General features: G+C 46.4%; 22 protein-coding genes and 1 other annotated feature. Of the genes, 5 read left to right on the top strand and 17 right to left on the bottom strand.

The window, feature by feature from the left end; genetic code table 11:
- Positions 1 to 5: 5 nt before the first annotated feature.
- Positions 6 to 515 (bottom strand): ADP-heptose synthase, encoded by a 510-nt coding sequence (locus NST47_RS17640; protein ID WP_341156260.1) that lies wholly within the window; start codon positions 513 to 515, stop codon positions 6 to 8.
- A 233-nt stretch (positions 516 to 748) separates the two neighbouring features.
- Between NST47_RS17640 and NST47_RS17635 the strand changes: the two genes are divergently transcribed.
- Both NST47_RS17635 and NST47_RS17630 read left to right on the top strand, forming a co-directional pair.
- Positions 749 to 1,024 (top strand): type II toxin-antitoxin system Phd/YefM family antitoxin, encoded by a 276-nt coding sequence (locus tag NST47_RS17635; protein ID WP_341156259.1) that lies wholly within the window; start codon positions 749 to 751, stop codon positions 1,022 to 1,024.
- Positions 1,008 to 1,313: a type II toxin-antitoxin system RelE/ParE family toxin gene (locus NST47_RS17630; RefSeq protein WP_076232997.1), complete on the top strand. Its 306-nt coding sequence runs from the start codon at positions 1,008 to 1,010 to the stop codon at positions 1,311 to 1,313. Before NST47_RS17635 ends, NST47_RS17630 begins: the two co-directional genes overlap by 17 nt.
- A 173-nt stretch (positions 1,314 to 1,486) precedes the next feature.
- Here the strand turns inward: NST47_RS17630 and NST47_RS17625 are convergent, their stop codons facing one another.
- From NST47_RS17625 to NST47_RS17615, 3 genes are read right to left on the bottom strand one after another with little or no spacing between them, the layout of a single operon-like run.
- Positions 1,487 to 2,326 (bottom strand): sugar phosphate isomerase/epimerase family protein, encoded by an 840-nt coding sequence (locus tag NST47_RS17625; protein WP_341156258.1) that lies wholly within the window; start codon positions 2,324 to 2,326, stop codon positions 1,487 to 1,489.
- Positions 2,327 to 2,343: 17 nt separating this feature from the next.
- Entirely contained in the window at positions 2,344 to 3,219 is an 876-nt protein-coding gene (locus NST47_RS17620; RefSeq protein WP_341156257.1) for a sugar phosphate isomerase/epimerase family protein, read from the bottom strand.
- Positions 3,220 to 3,253: 34 nt separating this feature from the next.
- Positions 3,254 to 4,312, bottom strand: coding sequence for a Gfo/Idh/MocA family protein (locus NST47_RS17615; RefSeq protein WP_341156256.1), 1,059 nt, complete (start codon positions 4,310 to 4,312; stop codon positions 3,254 to 3,256).
- 97 nt (positions 4,313 to 4,409) lie between these two features.
- On the opposite strand from NST47_RS17615, the gene NST47_RS17610 reads away from it, so the two are divergent.
- Entirely contained in the window at positions 4,410 to 5,252 is an 843-nt protein-coding gene (locus NST47_RS17610; protein ID WP_341156255.1) for an AraC family transcriptional regulator, read from the top strand.
- Positions 5,253 to 5,283: 31 nt separating this feature from the next.
- On the opposite strand, the gene NST47_RS17605 is transcribed toward NST47_RS17610, so the two are convergent.
- Positions 5,284 to 6,060, bottom strand: a complete 777-nt coding sequence (locus tag NST47_RS17605; RefSeq protein ID WP_341156254.1) for an HAD family hydrolase — start codon at positions 6,058 to 6,060, stop codon at positions 5,284 to 5,286.
- Positions 6,061 to 6,150: 90 nt separating this feature from the next.
- On the bottom strand, positions 6,151 to 6,993 hold the full coding sequence (locus tag NST47_RS17600) for a sugar phosphate isomerase/epimerase family protein (protein ID WP_341156253.1): 843 nt from the start codon (positions 6,991 to 6,993) through the stop codon (positions 6,151 to 6,153).
- A 130-nt stretch (positions 6,994 to 7,123) separates the two neighbouring features.
- Here NST47_RS17600 and NST47_RS17595 point away from each other — a divergent pair, with 130 nt between their 5' ends.
- Positions 7,124 to 8,473, top strand: a complete 1,350-nt coding sequence (locus NST47_RS17595; RefSeq protein WP_341156252.1) for a PASTA domain-containing protein — start codon at positions 7,124 to 7,126, stop codon at positions 8,471 to 8,473.
- A 171-nt stretch (positions 8,474 to 8,644) separates the two neighbouring features.
- Here the strand turns inward: NST47_RS17595 and NST47_RS17590 are convergent, their stop codons facing one another.
- The 11 genes from NST47_RS17590 to NST47_RS17540 form a co-directional block, all read right to left on the bottom strand.
- Entirely contained in the window at positions 8,645 to 10,012 is a 1,368-nt protein-coding gene (locus NST47_RS17590) for a cytochrome P450 (protein WP_341156251.1), read from the bottom strand.
- The gene (hisA, locus tag NST47_RS17585) at positions 9,981 to 10,742 is read right to left on the bottom strand and encodes a phosphoribosylformimino-5-aminoimidazole carboxamide ribotide isomerase (RefSeq protein ID WP_341156250.1); all 762 of its coding nucleotides are present in this window, start codon (positions 10,740 to 10,742) and stop codon (positions 9,981 to 9,983) included. Before hisA ends, NST47_RS17590 begins: the two co-directional genes overlap by 32 nt.
- 86 nt (positions 10,743 to 10,828) lie before the next feature.
- Entirely contained in the window at positions 10,829 to 11,332 is a 504-nt protein-coding gene (locus NST47_RS17580; RefSeq protein ID WP_341156249.1) for a DUF1572 family protein, read from the bottom strand.
- Between the two features lie 193 nt (positions 11,333 to 11,525).
- Entirely contained in the window at positions 11,526 to 13,475 is a 1,950-nt protein-coding gene (locus NST47_RS17575) for a YjhG/YagF family D-xylonate dehydratase (protein ID WP_341159689.1), read from the bottom strand.
- Between the two features lie 111 nt (positions 13,476 to 13,586).
- Positions 13,587 to 15,053: an alpha-ketoglutaric semialdehyde dehydrogenase GucD gene (gucD, locus tag NST47_RS17570; protein ID WP_341156248.1), complete on the bottom strand. Its 1,467-nt coding sequence runs from the start codon at positions 15,051 to 15,053 to the stop codon at positions 13,587 to 13,589.
- A 79-nt stretch (positions 15,054 to 15,132) separates the two neighbouring features.
- Positions 15,133 to 16,014, bottom strand: coding sequence for a fumarylacetoacetate hydrolase family protein (locus NST47_RS17565; RefSeq protein ID WP_341156247.1), 882 nt, complete (start codon positions 16,012 to 16,014; stop codon positions 15,133 to 15,135).
- Positions 16,015 to 16,140: 126 nt separating this feature from the next.
- Complete coding sequence (locus NST47_RS17560; protein WP_341156246.1) at positions 16,141 to 16,899, bottom strand: IclR family transcriptional regulator; 759 nt, start codon at positions 16,897 to 16,899, stop codon at positions 16,141 to 16,143.
- Between the two features lie 117 nt (positions 16,900 to 17,016).
- Positions 17,017 to 18,897: an arginine--tRNA ligase gene (locus tag NST47_RS17555; RefSeq protein WP_341156245.1), complete on the bottom strand. Its 1,881-nt coding sequence runs from the start codon at positions 18,895 to 18,897 to the stop codon at positions 17,017 to 17,019.
- A 51-nt stretch (positions 18,898 to 18,948) separates the two neighbouring features.
- Positions 18,949 to 19,176, bottom strand: a binding site (T-box leader).
- Between the two features lie 143 nt (positions 19,177 to 19,319).
- Positions 19,320 to 21,764, bottom strand: a complete 2,445-nt coding sequence (locus NST47_RS17550) for a S9 family peptidase (RefSeq protein WP_341156244.1) — start codon at positions 21,762 to 21,764, stop codon at positions 19,320 to 19,322.
- A 180-nt stretch (positions 21,765 to 21,944) separates the two neighbouring features.
- Positions 21,945 to 22,628: a cupin domain-containing protein gene (locus NST47_RS17545; RefSeq protein WP_341156243.1), complete on the bottom strand. Its 684-nt coding sequence runs from the start codon at positions 22,626 to 22,628 to the stop codon at positions 21,945 to 21,947.
- Positions 22,629 to 22,769: 141 nt separating this feature from the next.
- Complete coding sequence (locus tag NST47_RS17540) at positions 22,770 to 22,946, bottom strand: hypothetical protein (RefSeq protein WP_341156242.1); 177 nt, start codon at positions 22,944 to 22,946, stop codon at positions 22,770 to 22,772.
- A gap of 241 nt (positions 22,947 to 23,187) precedes the next feature.
- On the opposite strand from NST47_RS17540, the gene NST47_RS17535 reads away from it, so the two are divergent.
- Complete coding sequence (locus tag NST47_RS17535) at positions 23,188 to 23,970, top strand: SDR family NAD(P)-dependent oxidoreductase (RefSeq protein ID WP_341156241.1); 783 nt, start codon at positions 23,188 to 23,190, stop codon at positions 23,968 to 23,970.
- The last annotated feature ends 51 nt before the right edge of the window (positions 23,971 to 24,021 follow it).

The following is a 24,021-nucleotide window of genomic DNA, read 5'->3' as shown; positions in this document are numbered from 1 at the left end:
TTTGGCTAAACTGGATTCGCATCTTCCTCAACAGCAAATTCAAAATCATCCATATCAAAGATGTGAACCGGTATCCGCGCTTCAATAATTCTGTCTACCAAATCCGGCTGGTCCGTCATAATGGGAGCTTTCTCGCGCATGGAGGTCAATATCAGTTCCGTCTCAATAGGGTCAAACTCTTCACCGTACTCTGTATTATCGTAGGCATTCACCACAGTAAACGAAACATTGTCGTTGAATGGCAAAGGCGGACTTTTTCCCCAAGGTGTGGCTAAGGCGCGCTCCAGCTTTTTCTTGTTAAAAGGCTCCTCGAGCATCGCAATTAACTCGCTAATTTTCGAGCGAACATGTGCCTCATCAATAGATAAAGGCATCACAGGTTCCTTGCTTTCTATCATTTCGTACAATTCACTTATCGTTGTATAAGGAACCAGGTATTCCACGGCCTGACTCGGCACGAGCATTTCTCCGTACACGGCAATCATCACAGCCTCAATCACAAAACGCTTGCGCAAAACTTTGTCCCCCTTAAAATGGATGAAAATCTGCATCGGTCCACAGACTATAATCTCATCATTATAGCACAAGGAAGACAAGTTCGCAGAACGTTTGTGTGTTATCCACGCCTCACCGACTTATAGCCAAAGGGTAGGTGTGTCTGTTGAATATGCTTCCTAGATAACCCTGTATTAAATATCATTATTATGATAAAATAAGTATTAACAAATTGATAATCGAGGTGGAAAATATGCCTACTATTCGTCCAATCTCTGACTTACGAAATAACTTTAATGCAATTTCAGATATAGCCCATCATGATGGTGAACCTGTATTTATAACAAAAAATGGTCAAAGTGATCTTGTAGTTATGAGCCATGCATTATATGAAAAGCAGCAAGCTCTTATTGAATTGTACCAAAAATTGGCAGTTGCTGAAGGTCAAAGTAATACTGGAGTTGATAGGAAAAGTCATGCGGATGTCATGAATAATCTAAGGAGTCTAATACGTGGAAAAGAGATATAATATCGAGTATTTGCCAATTGCTGAACAAGATATCATCGATATCATTCAGTATATAATGCTTGATAATCCAACTGCTGCAATTTCAATGGCAAACAAATTCGATGAAGCAATATCTGTCTTAGAGTTGTTTCCCCATAGCGGTTCTATTCCTAATGATATTAGACTTCAATCCCTGAAATACAGAATGTTAATTGTTGAAACATATATTGTATTCTATGTGTTTAATAATGAGTTCGTGGAAATTCGAAGAATACTCCACGGTAAAAGAAAATATGACTTCTTGCTTTAACTTCCAGCAACTTGGTTTAAGCTGATTTCTTATAAATCTCGGATAACAGACGGACCGATCGGCCTTATCCCATCTTCAAAGTGCGGGGACAATCCGCATATTGCTGTACCTCATGAGAAATAGGATCCCACCCTTTAACGGTGAGATCCCTAATGAAAAGTCCTTTAGTGGTTTTACAATTGTTCCAGCAGCTTAGCCAAATTGCTGATCGAGCGTGCCGATGCCTGCTTCTGATCCTCGTTCCCTTCATACTCGACAGACAACCAGCCCGTATAACCAGCACGTTTCAAACTGGATAATACAAATGGTAGATCAACGTCCCCTTCTCCGGGAACCTGACCGGCATACACGTCTCCACTAAGCGAAGTATAGGTTCTGCCCTTATGCTCATTATCCGTGATTTTCTTGAAATCCTTCAAATGGACATGCGATACCAAATCAATCAGCTCGACAATAGCTGCATTCGGCAGCTCATCTACCAGAAGGAAGTTCCCCGTATCGAAGGTTTGACGCAAATAGGGGGAACCGACCTCAGCAATGATTTTGGCAACCTGTTCAACCTTACCGGCAAACAGGCCATGATTTTCCAGGCATAACGTAATTCCCTTGGTTCCAGCATAAGTTGCAGCCTCTCTCAAACCATCCAGTATCCAATCCTTCGCTTGCTCGAAGGTCATGTCTCCCGACTTATCACCTGAGAACACACGTACAACCTTCGCTCCCAGCAATACAGCCATATCGACGCTAGTGCATATATCCTGAACCTGCTCCTTGCGCTTCTCCTCATCGATTTGCGCCAGATTATTGCTAGCCCCAAAGCAGGCCAACTCCAAGCCATTGCGTCTGAGTGCCTCTTGCACGGGTTCAATATCTGTATCCGAATTCCAGAACATACTAAGAAGCTCCACACCATCTGCACCTGTTGATGCAGCATAATCGATAAAATCCGCGTTCGTCCACGATTTGTCATAAAAGCTCTGATGGCAGCTCCATGCGCTTAATGCAATCTTCATTTATATGTTCCTCCTGTCTATTGATAATTACGAATAAAAGTGACTGCTTTGCGAATATCCACCTCGGGCTGGTCGCCCACTTCACGCTCTATAGTCAAATAACCTGTATATCCGATTTGCTGCAGTGCTTGAAAATATTCCGCGAACTTGACTTGTCCTTCACCTAATGGAACTTCCTCAAAGGCTTTGCCGGACGCTGCCAATTGGGCGATATGCTCATGGGTCATTTGGCTGTAACCCAAATACCCGTATACTTCCTTCGGATCGATTTCCCGAACCCTGATTCCGTCCTTCACATGCGTATGCACGATATAATCCTTCAGCAGCACTACTCCCTGAACGGGATCATCACCAGTCACCATCACCATATTGGCCGGATCAAAATTGACAGAAACTCCATTTTGTGTGAGCGAATCCAGAAAAGTCTTTAATCTGGCTGCAGGCTCAGGACCTGTCTCAATAGCAAAATAGGCATTCATCCCATGTGCATAGCTGCTTAGCTCCTCGCAAGCGGACTGCATGGCCACATAAATCCGATCATTCGGATCCTCAGGCACAATCCCGATATGAGTAGTCACTATATTCGTTCCAAGCTCAAGCGCCAGATCGAGAATTCGCTTTGATTGCTCGATCTTAACAGGATTCGCTGCTGCATCCTGAAAGCCATGGCCTCCAAGATCTCCACATAACGCTGAGATTTCCAAACCTAATGAATCGATATAGCTTTTGAGCTCACGTCGAGCCTGCGCTGATAAGCCAGCTGGATCCATCTCACCGGAAACCGCGTAGATCTGCACGCCATCCGCATCAACCTCCCGTGCTTTCTTTAATCCTTCACGAACACCGATCCCAAAGCTATCGACGATGACTCCAACTTTGTTCGTAAGCTTCATTTCCGGAAACCTCCCTCATCTTTTTTCTATGACTTTAAAACTGTATTTCCTTACCTTCGGCTGCGGATTGATAGATTGCAGTTAATATTTTAATCATCTCGACGCCATCCTCTACTGGACATAACGTTTCCGTGCGGCCGCGGCAGCAATCAACAAAATGAGCAATCTCCGCATTAAAGCCGGGCTGGAATTGAAAGCTGGGATGATCGATCTGTGGAGTTATATTGATAATCGTATTCTGTTGTTCGGATATGATCTGAAGCTCAGGCTCGATCTCTGCTCCACCCTTATCTCCGTACAGTTTAACAGCGAGTTCATCCTTGCGGGCATGCAGCGTAAAGCTGACATCCACCATTAACGACGCCCCGTTGTCGAATCGGATCAGAGCATTCGCGAGATCCTCTACATCATTATGCTCAGCATTGAAATCAGCTGCCTTATAATAGGATAAATTGTCAATATGCGCACGGTTTCCAAGCTTGCGGTATGTATTGCCGCTAACCGACTTGACCTTTGGCTTACCCATCAGATACCAACACAAATCGATTACATGCACCCCAAGATCGATCAGAGGTCCACCACCGGAGCGTTCACTATCCGAGAACCAGCCGCCAGGGTTACCAAGTCGACGCAAGCAGGAAGCTTTTGCATAATAGATTTCACCCAATTGCCCCGCGTCCACAAATTTACGCAAAGTCTGTACATTCGTGCCATAACGTCTGACATAACCGACCTGAAGTACCTTACCAGAATCATGAACCGCCTTTTGCACATTCAGTGCTTCTTCTACCGTCTTGCAAAGCGGCTTTTCACATAACACATGTTTCCCCGCTTCCAGAGCCGCAATGGCAATCTTCGCGTGCATGTGATTCCAGGTACAGATGCTGACTGCCTCAATTTCGGGATTTTGCAATAGCTCCATATAATTCGTATACGTAGTTCCCGCACCATAACGTTCTGCCTTTTCCTGGGCTCTCGTTTCATTCAAATCACAGATTGCGATTAATTCGACTTCCGGGTGTACGGAATATGCGGTCAAATGGGCCTCGGATATCGATCCGGCACCAATAACGGCAATTTTCAATTTAGACATGGCGTCAGCTGCCTCCAATGTATGTTACAATAGGATGAATACCTAACAACCATACCATGGAGCCGAGATGGAGTGAATGCACAAAGTGACACGATTCATGGATTATATGATCAGTCCACAGCCACTTCGGACCATTGACTGCAAGGTCGATTCAAGTAAGCTGTATGTTCAATCTCTGAGAATAACCAATGTCGGTCATCTTCCTGGAAGAACGATGATTAGACAGCAGGCCACTTTCAGTAAATGGGCGATTGTTTATATTACTGGGGGTAAAGGAAGCTATCAGGTGAACGATGGAGTCCGGCAGCCTGTTGAGCAGGGAAGCTTGTTCTGGTTCTACCCGGGTGCCGAATTTCATTATGGTCCTGATCGTAACGGCTATTGGGATGAGTTTTATTTTACAATTGAAGGTACTCGCATTCAGGAATGGATCGATCATTGGGGAATTAAGCGGGATAAGGTACTACGAGTAGGTACGGATGACGCCCAATACAATAAAATTGAACGTATCTTTTTATTGATGGAAAGCGGTGTTCCAGCAAGTATTGATCGGGCATCCCTGCTGCTTGAATCGATGCTGTACGAGTTCATCTTGAACGCTAACGAACAACCGGAGAGCAACAGGATGCATAAAATGATTCCGATCATGGACGATATTTCAAATTTTCTTAACGAACCGATTGATGCTGACAAAATAGCGAAGCGGCACCACATCTCCGTATCCACACTGCGCCGCAACGTATCTGAATATACAGGTTATCCGTTTAATGAATATGTTCATCGATTAAAAATTGCTGAAGCCAAAAATATTTTGATTAATTCTGAGCTGTCCATCAAGGAAATCGCTCATCAATTGGGCTATATGGACGTCTTTTATTTCTCTCGCCTATTCAAGCAGTATGTGGGCGTTGCCCCAAATACGTACCGCAAGCATATGTAAGCAAACAGAAGATTTGCAAATAATCATGAGTCTAAGTTAGCTGCAAAATCCATTTGTCCACGGCGTAAGCGATACCGTCTTCACGCAGTGAGCGAGTGACGAAGCTTGTTTTTTGCTTCAAGGTATCATCAGCATTACCCATAACGATACCAAGGCCGACTTCCTCAATCATTTCCCAATCGTTAAGCCCATCGCCAAAAGCTGCAGCTTCATTCGTGGAAATACCCAGATGGTCAAGCAGCCTTTGCAAGCCGATTGCTTTATTCATGCCACCCGGATTAATGTCGAGTGCCCAGGTACGCCAGCGGTGCATATAATAGGTGTTACGTTCTTCACCCACATAGAGGGACTCATCCTGCTCGTTACAAAATACAATGCATTGATAAATATCAGGCACATTCTGATTAGATTCCAACAGGATTGGGTTCATGAAGCCGATCTCCTGCTGAGCCTGGAGAAAATAGGGAGCATCCTGACGATTGGTAAACATTTTCTCTGAGCCATACAACAGAAGCGTTTGGTTCAAACGATCAGCCTGCTCAAGCCACTCGCGTACGGTATCTTTGGCGAAGGCACTGCCGAAGACGGTTTCTCCTCGATAACCGATGTGTGTGCCGTTGCAGGTAATAGCCCAATCGATACCAAGCTCCTCGCGCAGCGAAGCCATTTCGTACTCACTACGACCTGTACATAAGGTAAGAATTATGCCTTGCTCTTGTAAACGCTGAAGCGCCAAACGGGTCGATTCGGGCAAATAATCCCGGTCCCGCAAAGTTCCATCCACATCAAATGCTACAAGCTTGATCATCTCTGCCACCTCACCTATCTATAAGGCTTATATCTATAAGCTGATCTTATTATAGCAGAGATGTCGCTTGTCAGGAACGATAGATTAAGCTCATGCTTGAACAGGAGGATGGATAACTTCTTCTGCAAGTGTACGCATCTGATCCAGATGCTCCCAGGGCTCGCCATCGCCCAGATAAGTAAGTGACAGTGGACCACGGAATCCCGCATCTACCAGCAGCTTCATGCAGCGGCGAAAATCTGCCGTATCGATCGTACCGTTATCATGAAGGGCCGCTTTGACGTGTACAGTCTCGGCAAGTGGCAATACGTCAGCAAGCTGCCGATATTTGTCCTGTTCGAAGTTGCCGAAGTCCGCCGTAAACCCAACCTTGGCATCACACAAATCGAGGAAATAACGGCAGTTCTCAGAGGTCGACAGCAGCTCATCCAAATTTTCGGTCATGATCCGGATTCCCAGCCCTGCCGCATAGTTGGACAGCTCCACAAAGCCTTCGGCAGAGCGTTTAAGCGCTGCTTCATCATCGGCAGATGATTCACCGGCCGCAATACGAACCCGGTGGGCCCCTGCTTTGGCTGCAATGTCCAGCCAAGTCCGGCACCATTCGAGATCAGCCGCGCGGCGGACAGGATCGACCGACGACAGATCGGCATAGTCGAGCAGCAATGAAGCAAAATCTACACCTGCCTGCTGAAACGCGGTTCTTAACTGTTCAACATACAGCGTATCCGTTTGCGGAAATTGCGAATAGCTAACCTCAGCAGCGGTATATCCTTTTTCTTTCAATGTGGCTGGCAGATTCAGCAGTGACAAGACTTCTGGCTGTGGCTCAACCTTTGTCCTAAGCTGCTTGCCAGCTTCGTCCCATTCTGTCATGGTTAAGGGTCCAAGCTCACTTTCCAGACTAAACGTATTTATTGACCAAAATGCCATTTTTAATCCCCTCCTGTTTGTAATCAGCAAGCATGTTATACTATTATTACTACTATTAACCCTCAAGGAACAAAATCATTCACAAAATAGAGATTGCTTACGAATATTGTGAATAGCAGGAGGCGCTATGATGGATACCCATACCTATAAACGTTATAACAAAGAACAGCAGCTACAAAAACAATCCTCAGGGAATTTATATAAAGGCCGTGATTCCATTCTGCATCGAGATGTGATGCTCTATATTTCGGAATTTAATGAGAGCGAAGGTCCCCGTCTGGATGTGATTCAATCGATCAAGGATGGCTCACAGCTGCCGGAAGACCGTTTTATGCATGTCTGGGATATTGAACTCGATTCACATTCGATTATGATTGTACTGAAGCCTGAGCTCGGCTTTTTTTTGGAGGAGGAGCTTGAATCACATTCCTTAAGTGTATATGAAATACTGAACCTCATTCGCAGTCTTGGGCAAAGCATACAGGATGCGGTCAAGGATGGCATCTCTGGCTTTTCGGTTCATGCCAACAACATTTGGATTCAAGGTGCCAATCAGCCGATCATTATTAACTATTGGAACAATGAAGAACCGCTCTGGAGTGAAGCCGGAGGATTGGGGCGTTTGCTGTATCAGTTGATCGCAAAAACTTCTATTATTCCCGCTAATGTGGAGGCTATGGGGCTGCTGCTCGTAGATGCTTTAGGCAAAATGCCTGTGGACGAAAAAGAGGTCATAATCAAATGGATTCGTGCAGCCGTTCTCGATCGCAAGAGCTTGACGGTGCTGCTGAAAGGCCTAGATCAAATGCTGCTAACGTATCCGGAACATCTGGATATGGAACGGACTCTTTCCGAAAAAAAGCTGATCCCGCCTATCCCACCCGATCCTGATCTGACGAAAAAAATGGCCGCGGTTCAATCGCCTCATGAGCAGTTTCAAAGCCGTTCGTTTCAGGATACTATCATTAGTCCACCTAAATCGGCTCCATACCAGGCAAAACCCGCTCAACAGCAAGCCAGACCCGTTCAACACCAGCCACAATCCGATCCTGAGGAACTGGAGACTGCTGTACGACGTAGTGGAACTAAAAAGAAGTGGATTCTTGCAGGCCTTATCATTCTTGTTCTACTGATTGCAGAAATGTTAACTGTACATTTGCTTAGAAAACCCGATCAGCCATCGAATCAGCCAGCGGTTGTCGAAAAACCAGCTGTTCCGAATCCGACTCCACAACCGACCACTCCGACGCCTGCACCTGTTACTCCAAAGCCGGTCAACGAAGGGGATATCGTAGTCGTTCCGAATTTAAAGGATATGCCATTAAAAGAAGCGGAAGCACTTCTTCTCGCAAACAATTTGCGTTATCAATTTTTCCTGGAGGCCAATGAAGCATCTGCAGGTAAAGTCATGAGACAAGATCCTCCGGCGAATCAAAATGTGGAAAAAGGCACTGAGGTTACCTTTTATGTGGGGAAATAAAAAAAACTTCTGATCGAAGCCTATTCGATGAAGATACATTCGTGTCCAATAGGTTGCTTTTCTTGCAATATCAGAATATTCAGCTCTGCTGAAAACTTGTAAATTCTCATATTATAAAAAAATAGCAACAGCAAGAAGCCAGGTCAGTGTCAATATGCCTGGCCTGCTTTGCTATTGCTTGATTGGTTCCATGTTAAGTCCGCCCTTGATTCGCAGCGAGACGAGAGGCTCGGGCTGAACCGGCAGCGTATCTGTCCGACGAAAGCGAAATCTTTTGCCGACTGCTGCCAATATCAGGGTTGCTTCCATCATGGCGAAGTTAGAGCCGATGCAGCTTCGCGAGCCCCCGCCAAACGGAAAATAAGCAAACCGCGGCCAAGACCCTGCTCCCTCTGCGAATCGTTCAGGACGGAATGCCAGCGGGTCCTCAAATACATTCCCATTTCGATGAATGGAATAGGGACTGATTAGAAAGGAGCTATGCGGAGCAAAGGTCTCACCCAGCATCGTCACTTCACGTTCGGCTTCCCTCAATATGGTCCAAGCTGGTGGGTACAGACGAAGTGCCTCTTGAATGATTTGGTTCGTATAGGTGAGCTTGCGATACTGCTCCATAGCTGAGCCTACGGTCAGCTCTACGCTCTCCAGCTCTTTATGAAATTTGGCCTCTACCTCTGGGTGCTCACCCAGCGAATACCAAATCCACGTGAGCAAATTCGCGGTTGTCTCATGTCCGGCCAGCAGCATGGTCATCATTTGATTGCGCATTTCCTCTATCGGTATGCCCTCACCGTTCGTATCCCTCGTATCCATCAGCAGACCCAGCAGGCTTAACTGATACTTGTCGGGATGGATTTGGGCATCATTAATAACCTCATAGACCATCGTCTCCAGCGTACGAATCGCTCTTCGATGCACAATATTTCCCGGAGTCGGTATACCTAGCGGCAGAATAAAGGGTGAAAATAAAGTCCGCGCAGAACGCTCAATCGTATCATTCACCGCTGCTGCCAGCTCCGACTTGCTTTCCTCCAGATCGGTGGCAAACATCGTCTGGGCTATTACCGTCAACGTAAGCTGCATCATCGTATCACTGATGGAGATGGTTTGTCCTGCTGTGAGCCGGTTAGCGAACGCTTCTGCTTCCCTGAGTACGATTTGGGCATAAGACTGAATGCGTTCCTTGTAAAATACTGGCTGCATATACTGACGCTGCTTCTGGTGCTGCTCATGCTCCGATGTAAGAAGTCCATCCCCTATCGTTCTGCTCAATACCGAGGAAGATCGTCCTTTAACGAAAAAGGCATCCTTGCTGACGAGAATTTCATGGACAAACTCTGGTGAATTCACAATATAGGCTGGCCGTTTGCGTCCATTGCCCAAGTAAACCATATCGCCGTCATGGAGAATGCTCTCCAGCAGATGAAGCGGATCCTTTTGAAATGCCATAAACACCTGCAAACGGGACTTATCGATTTCTGTGACTCGGCTTATGGTTGTCGCCTCCTTACTCTGCTTGGCCGCAATAAGCAACAACATCCTTGTAGGATAAGCTTCCGCCAAAAATATCCAAAGCACTGCCAACCGTTATATCCATGTTTCCATGTACAATGGATCTGAACAGCTCCAAATCCTCCATGGAACGAGCTCCACCCGCATAGGTTGTCGGAATCGTTACCCAATCAGCCAAATGACGAACCAGACTTTCATGAATGCCTGTACGCTTGCCTTCCACATCCACAGCATGAACAAGAAATTCATCACAATAACTTGCCAGCTCGCGTATATTTGCTTGATTCACTTCAAAGCTGCTGAAAGTTTTCCATTGATTTGTTACCACGTACCATACCCCGTCTTTAGCTTTGCAGCTTAGATCGATAACAAGTTTTTCCTTGCCTACAGCTTCTACAATCCGACGCAAATTATGCATATCCAGCTCGCCATCACGGAAAATGTATGAGGTCACGATCACATGCGATGCGCCTTGCTCCAGATAGGAAACTGCGTTATCCGCTGTGATGCCTCCACCAATCTGAAGACCGCCCGGATAAGTACCTAGCGCCTGCTTAGCCGCCTCTTCATTACCGCCGCCAAGCATGATCACATGCCCGCCCCGCAGTTGATCTTGTTGAAACATAGAAGCATAGTGCGCAGAATCGTACTCGGAAACAAAGTTTTCTACAACATCATGGTTAGCCGCACTTAAAGTTTCACCTACAATTTGTTTGACCTTACCTTGGTGCAAATCAATACAGGGCCGAAATTTCAATTTAGTTACCTACCTTCTATCTGATCATGCTGTTCATCCTGATCACTCTGTTTATATTTTTAATCATAATTGTGGAATCAACGTGATTATAACCGCGATGCTTTCTTGGGAACACTAAGCTGCTGCCAATCCGCATCCTTGATTTGCTTGCCGATATACACAATTTGTCCCACATGATAACCATAATGTTGAATCTGTCTGGATATAGCTTGAATCACGTTATGTACCTCTCCGCGTTTTGTGATATTCCTCAACAGGTCTTCTTCCTTCAAGTCTTGTAAGGTCTCAAACATAAGCTCCCAGCCTGAGCCCCAAGCTTCCAGAAGTGCTTCGCGGGTATCATAGCCTTCTTCAAACTCGGCATCCCGATCACGACTTGGCTTTTCCCCATCTGTTGTAAGAAAATCGGTCCAGCGTGAAAGCATATTTCCATGGAGATGTTTAACGATAATTGCTATGGAATTCGATTCAGGACTTGGTTTCAGGTGCAGTTCCTCATAGGATAATTGCAATAATGTTTTATAGCCCAGCCTCTCTGCACTCTTGAAGGTATCGATAGACGTTTGCAATAATATGCTGCCTATACTCATGGTTCCCTCTCCTTTATCCCGTATTTTCCTATCTATCCTATCATACTATGTCAGGCCAAATATAGAAACTACAGCAAGAAAAAACCGGAGAACCCTGCAGCCGAATACAAGAGCGATGCGTTCGCCTTGATTCCAGCCTGGTTCTCCGGCTTGTTTTATTAAAGCTTTCCCTATGAGTCCAGGGATAGTAGATTTACCAGCCTAACGATTTCTTGCCTGCCTCCAGTGCCGTTACGATTCGTTCCACATCATAGATGCTTCCCCGCCAAGTGCCACCGCTAACCGCTTGCAGTGCTGCCCACAATCGGGTATCATCCGGCAGCTTCGCATCGGGAGCCAGATCTGGATGCGGGTCACGAGCCTGAAGAATGAGCGCACCCTCCTCCGGGCTGACGAGATCATCGCCGTGACCGATAAAATGGACACTGCCTTCAAGGGTATCACGGTTCACTACGATATCAATCGTATCACCATTACGCAGCTTCCCGATCGGACCACCAGCAAGCGCCTCGGGTCCAACATGACCAATACAAGCCCCTGTTGATACCCCCGAGAATCGGGCATCGGTAATGAGCGAAACGTACTTGCCAAAAGGCAGATGCTTAAGTGCTGATGTTAATTGGTAGGTTTCTTCCATTCCGGTTCCAGAAGGACCACGACCGATCAGCACCATAATATCACCAGCCACTACGCCCCCGCTTTTAATGGCAAAGATCGCTTCGCGCTCAGAGGTATACACCTTTGCTTGGCCGCGGTGACGATAAACACCATCCTCACCAACAACGGATGCATCGATAGCTGTTGATTTAATTACTGAACCTTCCGGAGCCAGATTCCCCATCGGAAAGGTTACGGTTGAAGTTAGCCCTCTTCGTTTGGATTGCTCGGGTGTCATAATAACATCATCTGCTTCAACACCATCAGCATCCAGCAGCAGCTTCTTAAGCGCTTGCCGGCGCTCGCTCGTTTCCCACCAATCGAGAACCGTCGACAGCTTTTCCCCTGTAACTGTCATTACATCCACATCCAACACACCGAGCCGTCTTAGATGCAGCATCACTTCGGGTACACCACCGGCCAGAAATACGCGTACTGTCGGATGATAATCCGGTCCATTCGGCAGCACACTGACCAAGCGTGGAACCGCTTTATTGATCTTAATCCAATCCTGAACCGTAGGCACAGGCAGCCCCGCCGCATGGGCAATGGCCGGAATGTGCAGCAGCAGATTGGTCGAACCGCCAAAAGCGGCATGTACTGCCATGGCGTTGCGGATAGCCGATTCCGTCAAAATATCCTTCATCTTGATACCCTTGGCTTCCATTGCCATCATAGCTCGTGCGGATTGGCGGGACATCTCCTTCCAAATCGGCTGACCGGAGGGAGACAAGGCTGCATGAGGAATGGTCATGCCAAGCGCCTCGGCAACGACCTGCGCCGTTGCTGCCGTCCCGAGAAACTGACAGCCACCTCCTGGAGTTGCACAGGCGCGACAGCCCAAATCGGCTGCATCTTCCAGCGATAGCTCCCCATTCGAATAACGGGCGCCTATCGTCTGAATCTTGCCTGCATCCTCGCCATTTGTAGGAGGGAGCGTCACACCGCCTGGAACAATAATACAAGGTAGATCATGTATACCAGCAAGCGCCATCATCATCGCGGGCAGCCCTTTATCACAGGTCGCTACGCCAATGACCCCTCTACGGGTCGGCAAGGAACGAACCAGCCGTCGAAAAACGATAGCCGCATCATTACGGTAAGGCAGTGAATCGAACATTCCAGTCGTTCCCTGGGAACGGCCATCGCAGGGATCGCTCACATAGCCGGCAAAAGGCAGACCGCCGTTATCGGCGATCTCGTTAGCTGCTTCTTCCATAAGCAGACCTATTTCCCAGTGTCCAGTATGATATCCAAGAGCAACAGGAGTCCCATCATCCTTACGGATTCCACCTTGCGTGCTCAGCAGCAGAAACTGCTTGCCACCTAGGCGAGTGGGCTTCCAACCCATTCCAACATTTTGCGAGAGCCCGAATAAATCACCGCTCGGTGAATTCAGCAGCATCTCCCGCGTTAACGGAAGCGAGCCCTCGGGACCGGAAGCATGGGTATGAATTTCATATATTTGCGAATGATCGGTGCCCATAATCTGATTTAACTGCTCACTCAATGTGGAACCCTTCTTTCCTGACGTTCTGTACCGTATGGATATCTTTCTATTTGCAGCTCTATGATAAAAAGTATTAGGGCAGGATGACTAGGATTTTAAAAATACGGTTTTTATCGCAGTGAAAAATTCAATAGCCGCTTGACCCTGCTCACGTGAATGTGAGCTTGATTGTTTCATACCACCGAATGGAGCTTGTAGCTCAACACCCGCTGTTTCCGCATTAATTCTTACCAGACCTGCATCCATATCTTGAATAAAGGCCAATATATTGCTAATGTTTTGTGTGTAAATCGAGGCGCTGAGTCCATAGTCGGAGTCATTAGCCAGTGCAATTGCCTCTTCCATCGTGTCGACCTTGATTAAAGCGAGCAAAGGTCCAAAAACCTCCTCGCGGGCAATGGCCATATCGGGTGTTACTTTATCGAATACCGTAGGTTGAATATAGAACCCATCGGCCAGATCTGCCTGATCAGGACGTGCGCCTCCAACAAGCAGCTCTGCGCCTTCGGCAATCCCTTTTTCAATGTAAGAAACAACGGTATTCAGCTGATTCTCATTCGCACAAGGTCCTAACCAGGTTCCCTGCTCCAAACCATGACCTACCTTCAAATCCCTAACCTTGGTAACGAGCTTGTCTTTGAACGCTTCATAAATCCCGCTCATCACAATAACCCGCGAAGTCGCTGTACATTTTTGCCCAGTTGATTTGATACCGCCGCTGATCGTACCATCTACCGCCAAATCCAGATTCGCATCGTCCGCGATAATGACCGGATTTTTCCCGCCCATTTCCAGCTGATACTTGGCACCTCTCGCCAACGCTGCTTGACCGACGCTTTTGCCTACCTGATTGGAGCCGGTAAAGGTAATGCCGTTAACATCCTTATGCTCGGCAAGACCTTGACCGATCACAGAGCCGCTGCCTGTAATTAAATTGATAACGCCTGCCGGAAGACCCGCTTCAGCAAAGCATTCGATGATTTTGGCTGCAGTAACTGCTGTTTCTGTAGCGGGTTTGAGAACAACTGTATTCCCGTAGATCAACGCAGGTGCCATTTTCCAAATGGGAATCGCCACCGGGAAATTCCAAGGTGAAATGACACCGACCACACCAAGAGGAACGCGGGTCGTGAACATGAGTGCTTCGCTATCTGTAGAAGGAATTACATCGCCGATTTTACGCATGCCTTCTCCGGCATAATATCGTAGAATCGCTATACCACGAGCGGTTTCGCCTTTGGCTTCCGGCAGCGTTTTGCCCATTTCTCTGGTCATTGATTCAGCAACCTCATCCAAGCGACGTTCGAGTATGTTGGCCGCTTTGAATAAATAATCGCCTCTTGCTGCACCGGAGAGCTTTCTCCATGCTTTGGCCGCGGCTTTCGCTGCAGCTACGGTTTCGTTCAAATCCTCGGCGGACGAGGATTGGACATAACCCACCACTTCATGGCGGCTCGCCGGGTTGATGCTCGAAATGGTTTTGCCTGTAGAGGCTGCCTTCCATTCACCATTGATATAATTCAAATAGGTTTGTTCGCCTGCAAATGTTCCCATCGTAATTCCTCCTTAGAATTGTCATTGGTTAGAACGGATAACTGGATTAAAATGGCGTATTCGGTGTAATTGCAATTGATTAGTCCGCGCTTTTGACTGGATTGATCAAGGTACCGATACCGGAAATTTCAATGTCGATACGGTCCCCATTTGCAAGTGTAAATTCATTAGGAGGCACAATGCAAGTTCCGGTCAGCAATACGGTTCCGGCAAAAACCTCGTTGTCCCTCACCAGAAAAGATACCAGTTCCTCCAGCTTCCTTTTTAGCTGACCTGTACTGGCTGTACCCTCTACAACCTTTTCCCCATCACGGTAAATGGTACTGGTGATTTGGAATTGATAAGGATCAGCAACAGCTTCCTCCAGCAGTATAGCTGGTCCAATTGAGCAAGAACGCTTCCACATCTTGGCCTGAGGTAAATACAATGGATTCTCGCCCTCGATATCCCTGCAGCTCATGTCATTACCGATGGTATAGCCCAATATCGTGCCAACACTATCCAATACGAGCCCAAGCTCCGGCTCTGGAACCTGCCATTCCGAATCGCTGCGAAGCTGAACATAATCGCCAGGCCCGACTGTGCGTGCAGCCGTCGATTTGAAGAAAATTTCCGGACGTACCGCATCATACACTTTGTCATAGAAGGTCGATGCGTCCATTTTGCCGCCAGTTGCTTCATAGTTACGTGCCTCACGGCTCCGTTCATAAGTAACACCAGCAGCCCATACCTCAGGGGCTTCGATGGGTACGAGCAGTTCAAGCTGATCAAGCTTCACTGCTATAGGTGATGTACCCGAAACAAGTGCTTGCACAAACTCCAGAAGCGACTTTCCTGCATCCCTTGCTTCGTTTACTAAGGAAATAAAATCAGCTTGCTCCAGATTATACACCGCGTCTTGTTCGTTCACAGCTGCGAGCTGTGGTAAGGATTGTGCATTCGTATATCGGATAATTCTCATCGTTAACTCCCTCTTCCATTGAAAATTGTTTTTTGGTTATAGCTAAAACACGATTTTGTTTGACATTATAAAACACGGTTTTCGATTCATCTTAAATTAAAATGCCTATTCAGGCATTCATGAATCCTAAGGACGATAACCCATAAGCTTGGAAATCGTCTTCGTTTCTTGCAGGAGCAGTTCAATCAATTGTTGAAACTGGCTATCGTCTACAGCAGATAATAATGTGGATACGCTCATAGCCGCTGCGACTTGACCATTATGATCATAGATTGGAGCAGCAGCGCAGCGTACGCCCGGCTCGTTCTCCTGATCGTCTACCGCATAGCCCTGGCTTTGGACCCTGGATAGCTCAGTGAGAAAAGCTTCCTTATTCGTGATCGTTAAAGAAGTTTGAACAACATAGCTGTAATCCTTCAACAACAGCTCTATCTCTTCTTGTTTACGAAAAGCGACTAAAGCCTTGCCAACGGCACTGCTGTGAAGCGGCACTCTACGACCTATTCGTGAGTAGCGGATCGCTGCCTTCTCACCCTCAACCTTATCAATATAGACACCTTCCTTGCCATCCAAAATAACGAGATGCGTGGTTTGTCCGGTTTGATCGGTAAAAGCGGCAAGATGCTTGCGTGCTAACGACCGAATATCAAGCCGTTGCAGCAGGAGCTGACCCTTTTCCAGCAGTCGCATGCCAAGCCGGTACTTGCCTGTTTCCTCATCCTGTTCGATATAGCCGTGTAACTGTAAGGTTTTCAACAGCGAATGCACCGTGCTCTTGTGAAGGTCCATCCGGTTGCTGATCTCGGTGATCTTCAATTCAGTTGTGTACTCATCGAACAAATCGAGAATGTTTAAAGCACGGTCCAGGGATTGAATAATTGGCATGGCTACTCCTTACGATTCAACCAAGTGTTTTATAATGTAGAACGATGGTTGATATTATGCGATACATTTATCATAAACAATATTTTGTTTTCTTTCAAGCTTTTTTAAAAGACAATTTCACATCCGTTTGGGTGTTGGTAAACCAAGCACCTGTAAGGCTAGATGTAACGTATCTTTGAATCTCTGAGTAAGCCACAGGCGAAGCTCACGCTGCTCCTCAGATGCTTTCATTATTGGACAGACGCTATAAAAGTTGTTAAACGTAGAAGACAGCTCGAAAGCATAGCTGCAGATCAAGTTAGGAGCAAGCTGGTTGATCGATAATTGCAGCGTTTCGGGCCAGTATGCAAGCTGTCTGAACAATAGCTGCTCCTGAGGTTCCAACTCTGACAAGCGGTTGGAGTCTGGTTGTAACGGAAATCCGTTAGACAGATGCTGAGCCTTAGCCGCCTTGTCCAGAATGCTATTAGCTCTTGCATACGCATACAGCAGATAGACGCCAGAATTACCGGATACCTCTGTAGCCTGCTGTAGATCAAAGACTACTTCAGTCTGCAGATGATACTTTAGCAAATAATAACGAATCGCCGCCGCTGCTATCGATCTGCTCGACAAGCCTTGTTTTCTTTTACGCTTTGAATGAATAATGTGCTCCATCTGATCCAGCAGGTCGGATACCTTAATTCCGATTCCTTGACGACCCGACATCGCGTATGAGCTTTTGCCATCCGAGATATCTACACCCAAGCTTGCGGCCGTTTCCGGGCTTAGCGATACGACTCCATAGCTTACATGCTTTAATTGCTCGGCTTGCTTTGGATAACCGAGTACTTCAAGTGCCAGCTTCACCATGGCTTGTGGATATTGTTGTCTCTGATCAATGACATTGATCACGGTATCTGCTCGACCCAATGTTTTCCTGACACCCTTTGGATGTGTAGTCCACACACGCTCGGCGAATTTGGTATAGGTAAAATCCTTTTCAAGAATACCGAATTTCCACATATGGTAGGCAATATCTTTGGCTGTATACGTTAAAATCCCGTTCGATCTGACCAATACTTTATCTGCCTGATAATCCGTATCTACACCCGCCTCCGGCAACTCCTCGGATTGCTTGAGCACCCAACAGCCGCTCAGCTTCCCCTCCGTGACTTGACGAAATACAGCCGTCTGCTGCAGCAAATCAAACGTTGATGCCCAGAAACCTTCTCTCACAATATTGCTTTCCCAAACCAGCACGTCATATCCAATGCCAAACTGCTTCATTTCATCCAGCTGTTCGCGAACGATACGTTCAGCAACCAAAGAACCGATCCATGCCATATTGGAATGCCCCTCTTCCAATTGCTGCAGCACCTGAACACGTGCTTCCTGCAGCTCCGCGTTGACCTTATAGGCTTGATTAATCTTGGCATACGTATCCCAACAATAATCTCCAAAACGAGCATGAGCTTGCTCCACAGACGTATTCAGAATCCCGACCACCGTATCTGCTAATTGATTACCCAGATCATCAATATAATTATGAACCTCTACCTCATGTCCCGCGTATCTCAACATACGGGCCAGTGCATCCCCGATGCAGGAATTCCTTAAATGGCCGATATGAGCTGATTTGTTAGGGTTGATCGAAGTGTGTTCGATGAGCACCTTGGATTGTGAGCCATTCGGGGCTTCGATTTGACGAGCAGCCCAAACGGCCCAATTCAGATGAAAATTTAAAAAGCCGGGTGCTGCCACTTGAATCTGTGCAACCATTCCCCTTATGTTCCCTTGCTGCTCCAGCCTTTGCTGAAGCTCCTCAGCAATGTGCAGGGGGGATTTGCGTAAAGCTTTAGCCAGCTTCATGGCAATGTTCGTACTGTATTCTCCATGCTCAGGATACATCGGATGCTCAATTTGGATATTCAGCTCAGGTCCCGGTTCAATTCCCTGTGCAACCAGCATCTCACGCACGTGTAGTTCAATTTCTGAGCTCAATAACGTGTTTAACATATCTTATTCCTCCTCATTTATGGCTAAAACACAAAAAGCCCCCGTCTCTAAATAAGAGACGAGAGCTCGCGCTTCCCGTGGTACCACTCTAAGTACTGGTCCTGTGTCACAAGGCCAGTCACTCTGCTGATAACGGCAGTTACCGGATCCCCCTACTTGGTTGTGTTCGGAGGACCATTTCCCGAGTCCGCTTCATTCCAATCATCCGTACCGGATCTCACCTATTCCGGCTCACTGTGACTCTTTGTCTGGAATTACTGTCTCGTTCATTAATATTGGCATATCGTAAAAAGCATACATGGTGGCAATAGCGTCAAACTATTATATCTGAGTAATTCTTTAATTTGTTAGCTAATCTCAAATTTGAATTATACATATTTATACATGAAGTATAACTGGATGTCAAGCCGTTATTCAGCGCTCTACTTACTTAAGTGATTATCAAGGAATTTTAACATCGCCTGATAGAAGTCAACTCGATTGGCATATGTCTGGAAGCCATGACCCTCATCATTTTTAATCATATAAGGGGCATCAATTCCACGCTGACGAAGTGCCAATACGATCTGATCCGACTCGCTCTTCTTTACCCGTGGATCGTTGACACCTTGAGCGAACATGATCGGTGTTTTAATTTGGTCGGCATGCAGCAAAGGCGATCTGTCCTCCATCTGCTTCTTATCCTTCTCAGGATCACCAACCTGCTTGTACAATTTTTGACGATCAGGCTCCCAGTAAGACGGCATCGTATTAAGGAAGGTGAACAGGCTGGAAGGCCCCATATAATCTATTCCGGCGGCATACAAATCAGGGGTAAACGTTACTCCCGCCAGTGCTGCGTAGCCTCCGTATGACGCACCATATATTGCGATTCGCTTCGGATCCGCGTACCCTTGCTGTTTCAACCAGCTCACGCCATCGGTAATATCATCCTGCATCGTATTGCCCCATTGCTTGTCCCCAGCCAACTTGAATTCCTTACCGTAGCCTGTAGAGCCGCGGAAATTCATCTGCAGGACGCCGTAGCCGCGATTAGCTAACAGTTGCACCTCACTATCGTATCCCCATGAATCACGTGCCCAAGGTCCACCATGTGGAAGGATGACAAAAGGCAAGTTGGTGCTACCGGTTTTGGGTAGAGTCAAATAGCCATTGATTGTATACCCATCACGCGATCTGTAGGAAATCGGCTTCATTTCAGCCATCTGCTCTTCTTTGATCCATGGTTTGCTATCTGCGATTTTATCCAGTGTGTCTTTTTTGCGGTCATAGTAATAATAGGCTCCCGGCGATTTGTCGCTGTAGGTTCTCAGCAGCACCTTCGTATCCGGCAGTGGATTACCCAAAATCTGGTACGATTGATTGGGAAGCTTATTTGCAATCATTACATTTAACCGCTCGTATTCCTTGTCCAGATACTCATAGTAGACTTTGTCCGTCTCATATTCAACGGCCAATATCGCTTCCTTCTGGTAGGAAATGATAATATTGGTCACATCGGCCTTCGGATTTTCATAAACGGTATCGCCGATTTCTTTGGTATTCATGTTGTACTTGACCAAGGCCAGCTTGTCCCTGCCAATATTAGATAAAGCAAACAGTTGGCTGTTATCAAACGAAAACATAATGGGAATGAAGGAATCTCCATAATTCAGCTTCAAGATAGGTTTAAATGGCTGGGCAGGTGTCTCTCTGTACAGCATAGACGTATTAATACCATCTGTTGCCATGGCCACCCTGACTTCTCCATACAAGTCTGTAAGCCAACTGGTCACATTGCCAGGATTTTCAGCGACAATTTCCATGGCACCTGTTTTGACATTCAAACGATACACATCAAAGCGCTGTGAAGACCTTTCATTCATGCTGATTAAGATATCAAATTCATGGCCCCTCATGTAAGATAACGACTCCATATATTGGGCTCTTACCTGATCAAAAGGGGTCAAGTCCTTTTCATCCGTTCCATCCGCATTTACTACATGAATATGATGATCTTCCGTTCCGTACATATCGGTTATGTATAAAATTTTATCATTGCTAAACCACAAAAACCCAATGATATCTCGGTTGGTCAAGCTGGTGATACGTGTTTCCGAGGCTTCTTCCCCAGTTTTTTTCAAATAGATGTGTGTCTGGTTGTTGGCTGTCTTGAGGTAGGCCATCTTCTTACCATCAGGTGACGACTTGAAGCTGGACTGTGCAGATCCCCTCAGAAAATCATCAAGTGGTAATTCATTATCCTTCAATGTGACCGTTGAAATCGCTCTGCTGAGAAACAGGACAAGCTGTGCTCTGGTTACCTTGTTCTTCGGCATAAATTCCAGCTGCTCGGTAATAAAGTGTTGTTTGAGTCTGACGACATCGATAAAGTGACTATCGCCTATGGCTTTTTCGTCCTTGAACCATATGTTCATATGGTTATCCTTAAGCTGAAAAGCTCGTGCCAGCAAGCTTGCCATTTGCTCACGGGTTAATGGCTCCTCCGGACTAAATCGACCTTGATCGCCTTGTACAATGTCTTTTTCCTTCAAGGCATTAACTGCCATGGCGTAGGGACTTGAGGCTGGGACATCTGTGAATCCGTTCAAGCTGTTAGGCTGTCTAAGCTTTAAGGCTTTACTGAGCCACACGGCAGTGACACCGCGCGTAATTTCCACATCCGGTTGAAATAAGCCCTGCTCATTCCCTTCGATGATCCCGCTCTCTGTAAGCTTGGCAATTTCTTTACTTGCGTAATACTCGGCGGGAACATCTTTGTAAATGGTCGGTGCTGCATAAGCTTGACCACTTAACGGTCCCACAAGGGTCGATAGAAAGACTGTAATCAGACCCATGGATAAACATGCTGCCAATGAACGGATCATACGATACCCCTTTTGCAAAAACATATTTGAAAGCATGTACATTATAATAAAATTTACACAATTTTGATAGATTATTTTATTATCTGGTAACCATTCAAACGAACAAATACCCTTAACATCTCCTTCCGAAGGTGTTAAGGGATTATCACTTCTCTTACCTGTAGCTACAGCTTATATATCTCAATATGTCTGGCTTGGATAGGGCTGTGTGTAATAATACTGTTGTGCGGGAAGTTGATACCCGATTGGGTTGTGCTGCCCATGGTTTGGCTGCTGGGTATAGGCTGGATAAGGCTGCGGTTTGCCAGCCATGCTCCCATGAACCTGAGAAGGATTGCAGTCTCTTGGTGGACCTATAAAGACAGAGTCATTGATAGGGGCAAGTGTTTGTTTAACTGCAGCTTCATTCAGGCAGTAGGTATGTGCCAGTACATTGGCAGGCGTTAATCTCAGAATGTCAGATCCCAGTATCACTTCAGGAACCGGTGCATCAAAGATCGCCAACAAATGAGTATTATCAACCGAGGCAATTTCGTAATGCCACCAGCCTTGGGGCACATTCGCCACTTGACCTGGTGTTATCGGAAAATGGAGCAGCTCATTGGTGAACGGATTGATTATTGAGACAATTGCTGCACCGGAGATACAATACACAAGCTCTGCAGCATTTTGATGATAGTGAGGCTCAACTACATTGCCAGTACTGAGAAAAATATCAAGCAGTGATGTATTCTCCAATGTATTCAGCTGCTTGTTGGACAGTACATTGATGTAATTACGGGCATCCTTTCTAAAAAGCGTGCTATTATTTACGTCAAAGCTGAACTGTACCGATGGGGACTGGTAATCCATATATAAAGTCATTCAAGCTCCTGCCCTTCTCTTATTAAGTAATGGTGACTTACTTATGAGGTTAAGGTATGCAGATGCCTATAGGTAGGTGCGGATTAAACCGCATGTGATCAAATGAAGGCTCGTCAGTTTCTATATATAAGTCAGGTTGGTTCAATCCCAGCATTTAGGAATTGTTCTCACCTTATTCGTTCTTGTAAGTAAACGCTGCAGTCGACTCTTTTTCTTCTTATCCGCCAGCATTTTTTTGGCAGCTTGCATCAGAATGACTTCCCTGAACTCATTGTTCCGCTTCATACCTTTAAGCTCTTCAAAAAAAGTAGGTCTCATTGCGGTTCCCTCCTGTTGTGCTGGTTCTCATAATAAACAGAACACATGTTCGTTTTATGAATTATACACATAAACTCGTATTTAATCAATAACTATCGTCCCAAAAAAAGGTGTCCTCCAGCTTATCAATGGTTCTGTAAGCCTTAAGAAATTCATCAATATTGACAAGCATTTGGCTCGCGTGCTACTTTTTATGAGAGATTATTGTTGCTCAAATACATAGAGACTGGAGGTAACGATCATGGATTTGGGTTTAACCGGAAAAGTAGCACTCATTACAGGAGGCAGTAAGGGAATTGGGTTTGGAACTGCCTTGGCTCTGGCTGCTGAGGGAGCACGTGTAGCCATATGTGCGCGCAATGAGGACGATCTGCGTACAGCAGCACAACAGATTGTGGAAAGAACCGGTGCTGAGGTGCTCTATATTCAAGTGGATATTACCTCTGAAGCGGACTGCAAGAAAGCTGTACAAGAAACTGTGGATCGCTTTGGCAGTTTGGACATTCTGGTGAATAACGCAGGAACGTCTGCAGCTCGTCCTTTCGAAGAAGTCGAATCTGAAGGCTGGGCTTATGATTTGGATTTAAAGCTATTCGGTGCAATTCATTGCTCCAAAGCAGCCATTCCCCATATGCGAAAAGCGGGAAAAGGCGCGATAATTAACATCTCCACCTCATCTGCCAAGACCCCTTCCGCTTCGTCTTTACCGACTACAGTCAGTCGTGCTGCCGGAATGGCTCTAACCAAAGCAATGAGCAAGGATCTGGCTTCTGCCAATATTCGGGTGAATGCCGTCTGCATCGGGATGATCCGGAGTGATCAAATCGAAAAGGGCTGGAAAAAGCAGCACCCTGAGCTGACTTGGGAGCAGTTCTCACTGCATCCGAATCATCAAATTCCGTTGGGTCGCATTGGCGAAACCGAAGAAGCGGCAAAAGTCATCACATTCCTGGTCTCAGACGCGGCTTCCTATGTAACGGGAACCTCGGTCAATGTCGATGGCGGCAAAGGCGCTGCACTTTAAGAAGTGGCATATAAATAGCAAAAACCTTCCATGACCGTACATAACGGAAGG

Origin of the sequence: Paenibacillus sp. FSL H8-0034, assembly GCF_038000305.1 — a bacterium.
GTDB lineage: Bacteria > Bacillota > Bacilli > Paenibacillales > NBRC-103111 > Paenibacillus_S.
Note: the sequence above shows the minus strand (reverse complement) of the source record. Positions and strands in the feature narration are given on the sequence as shown.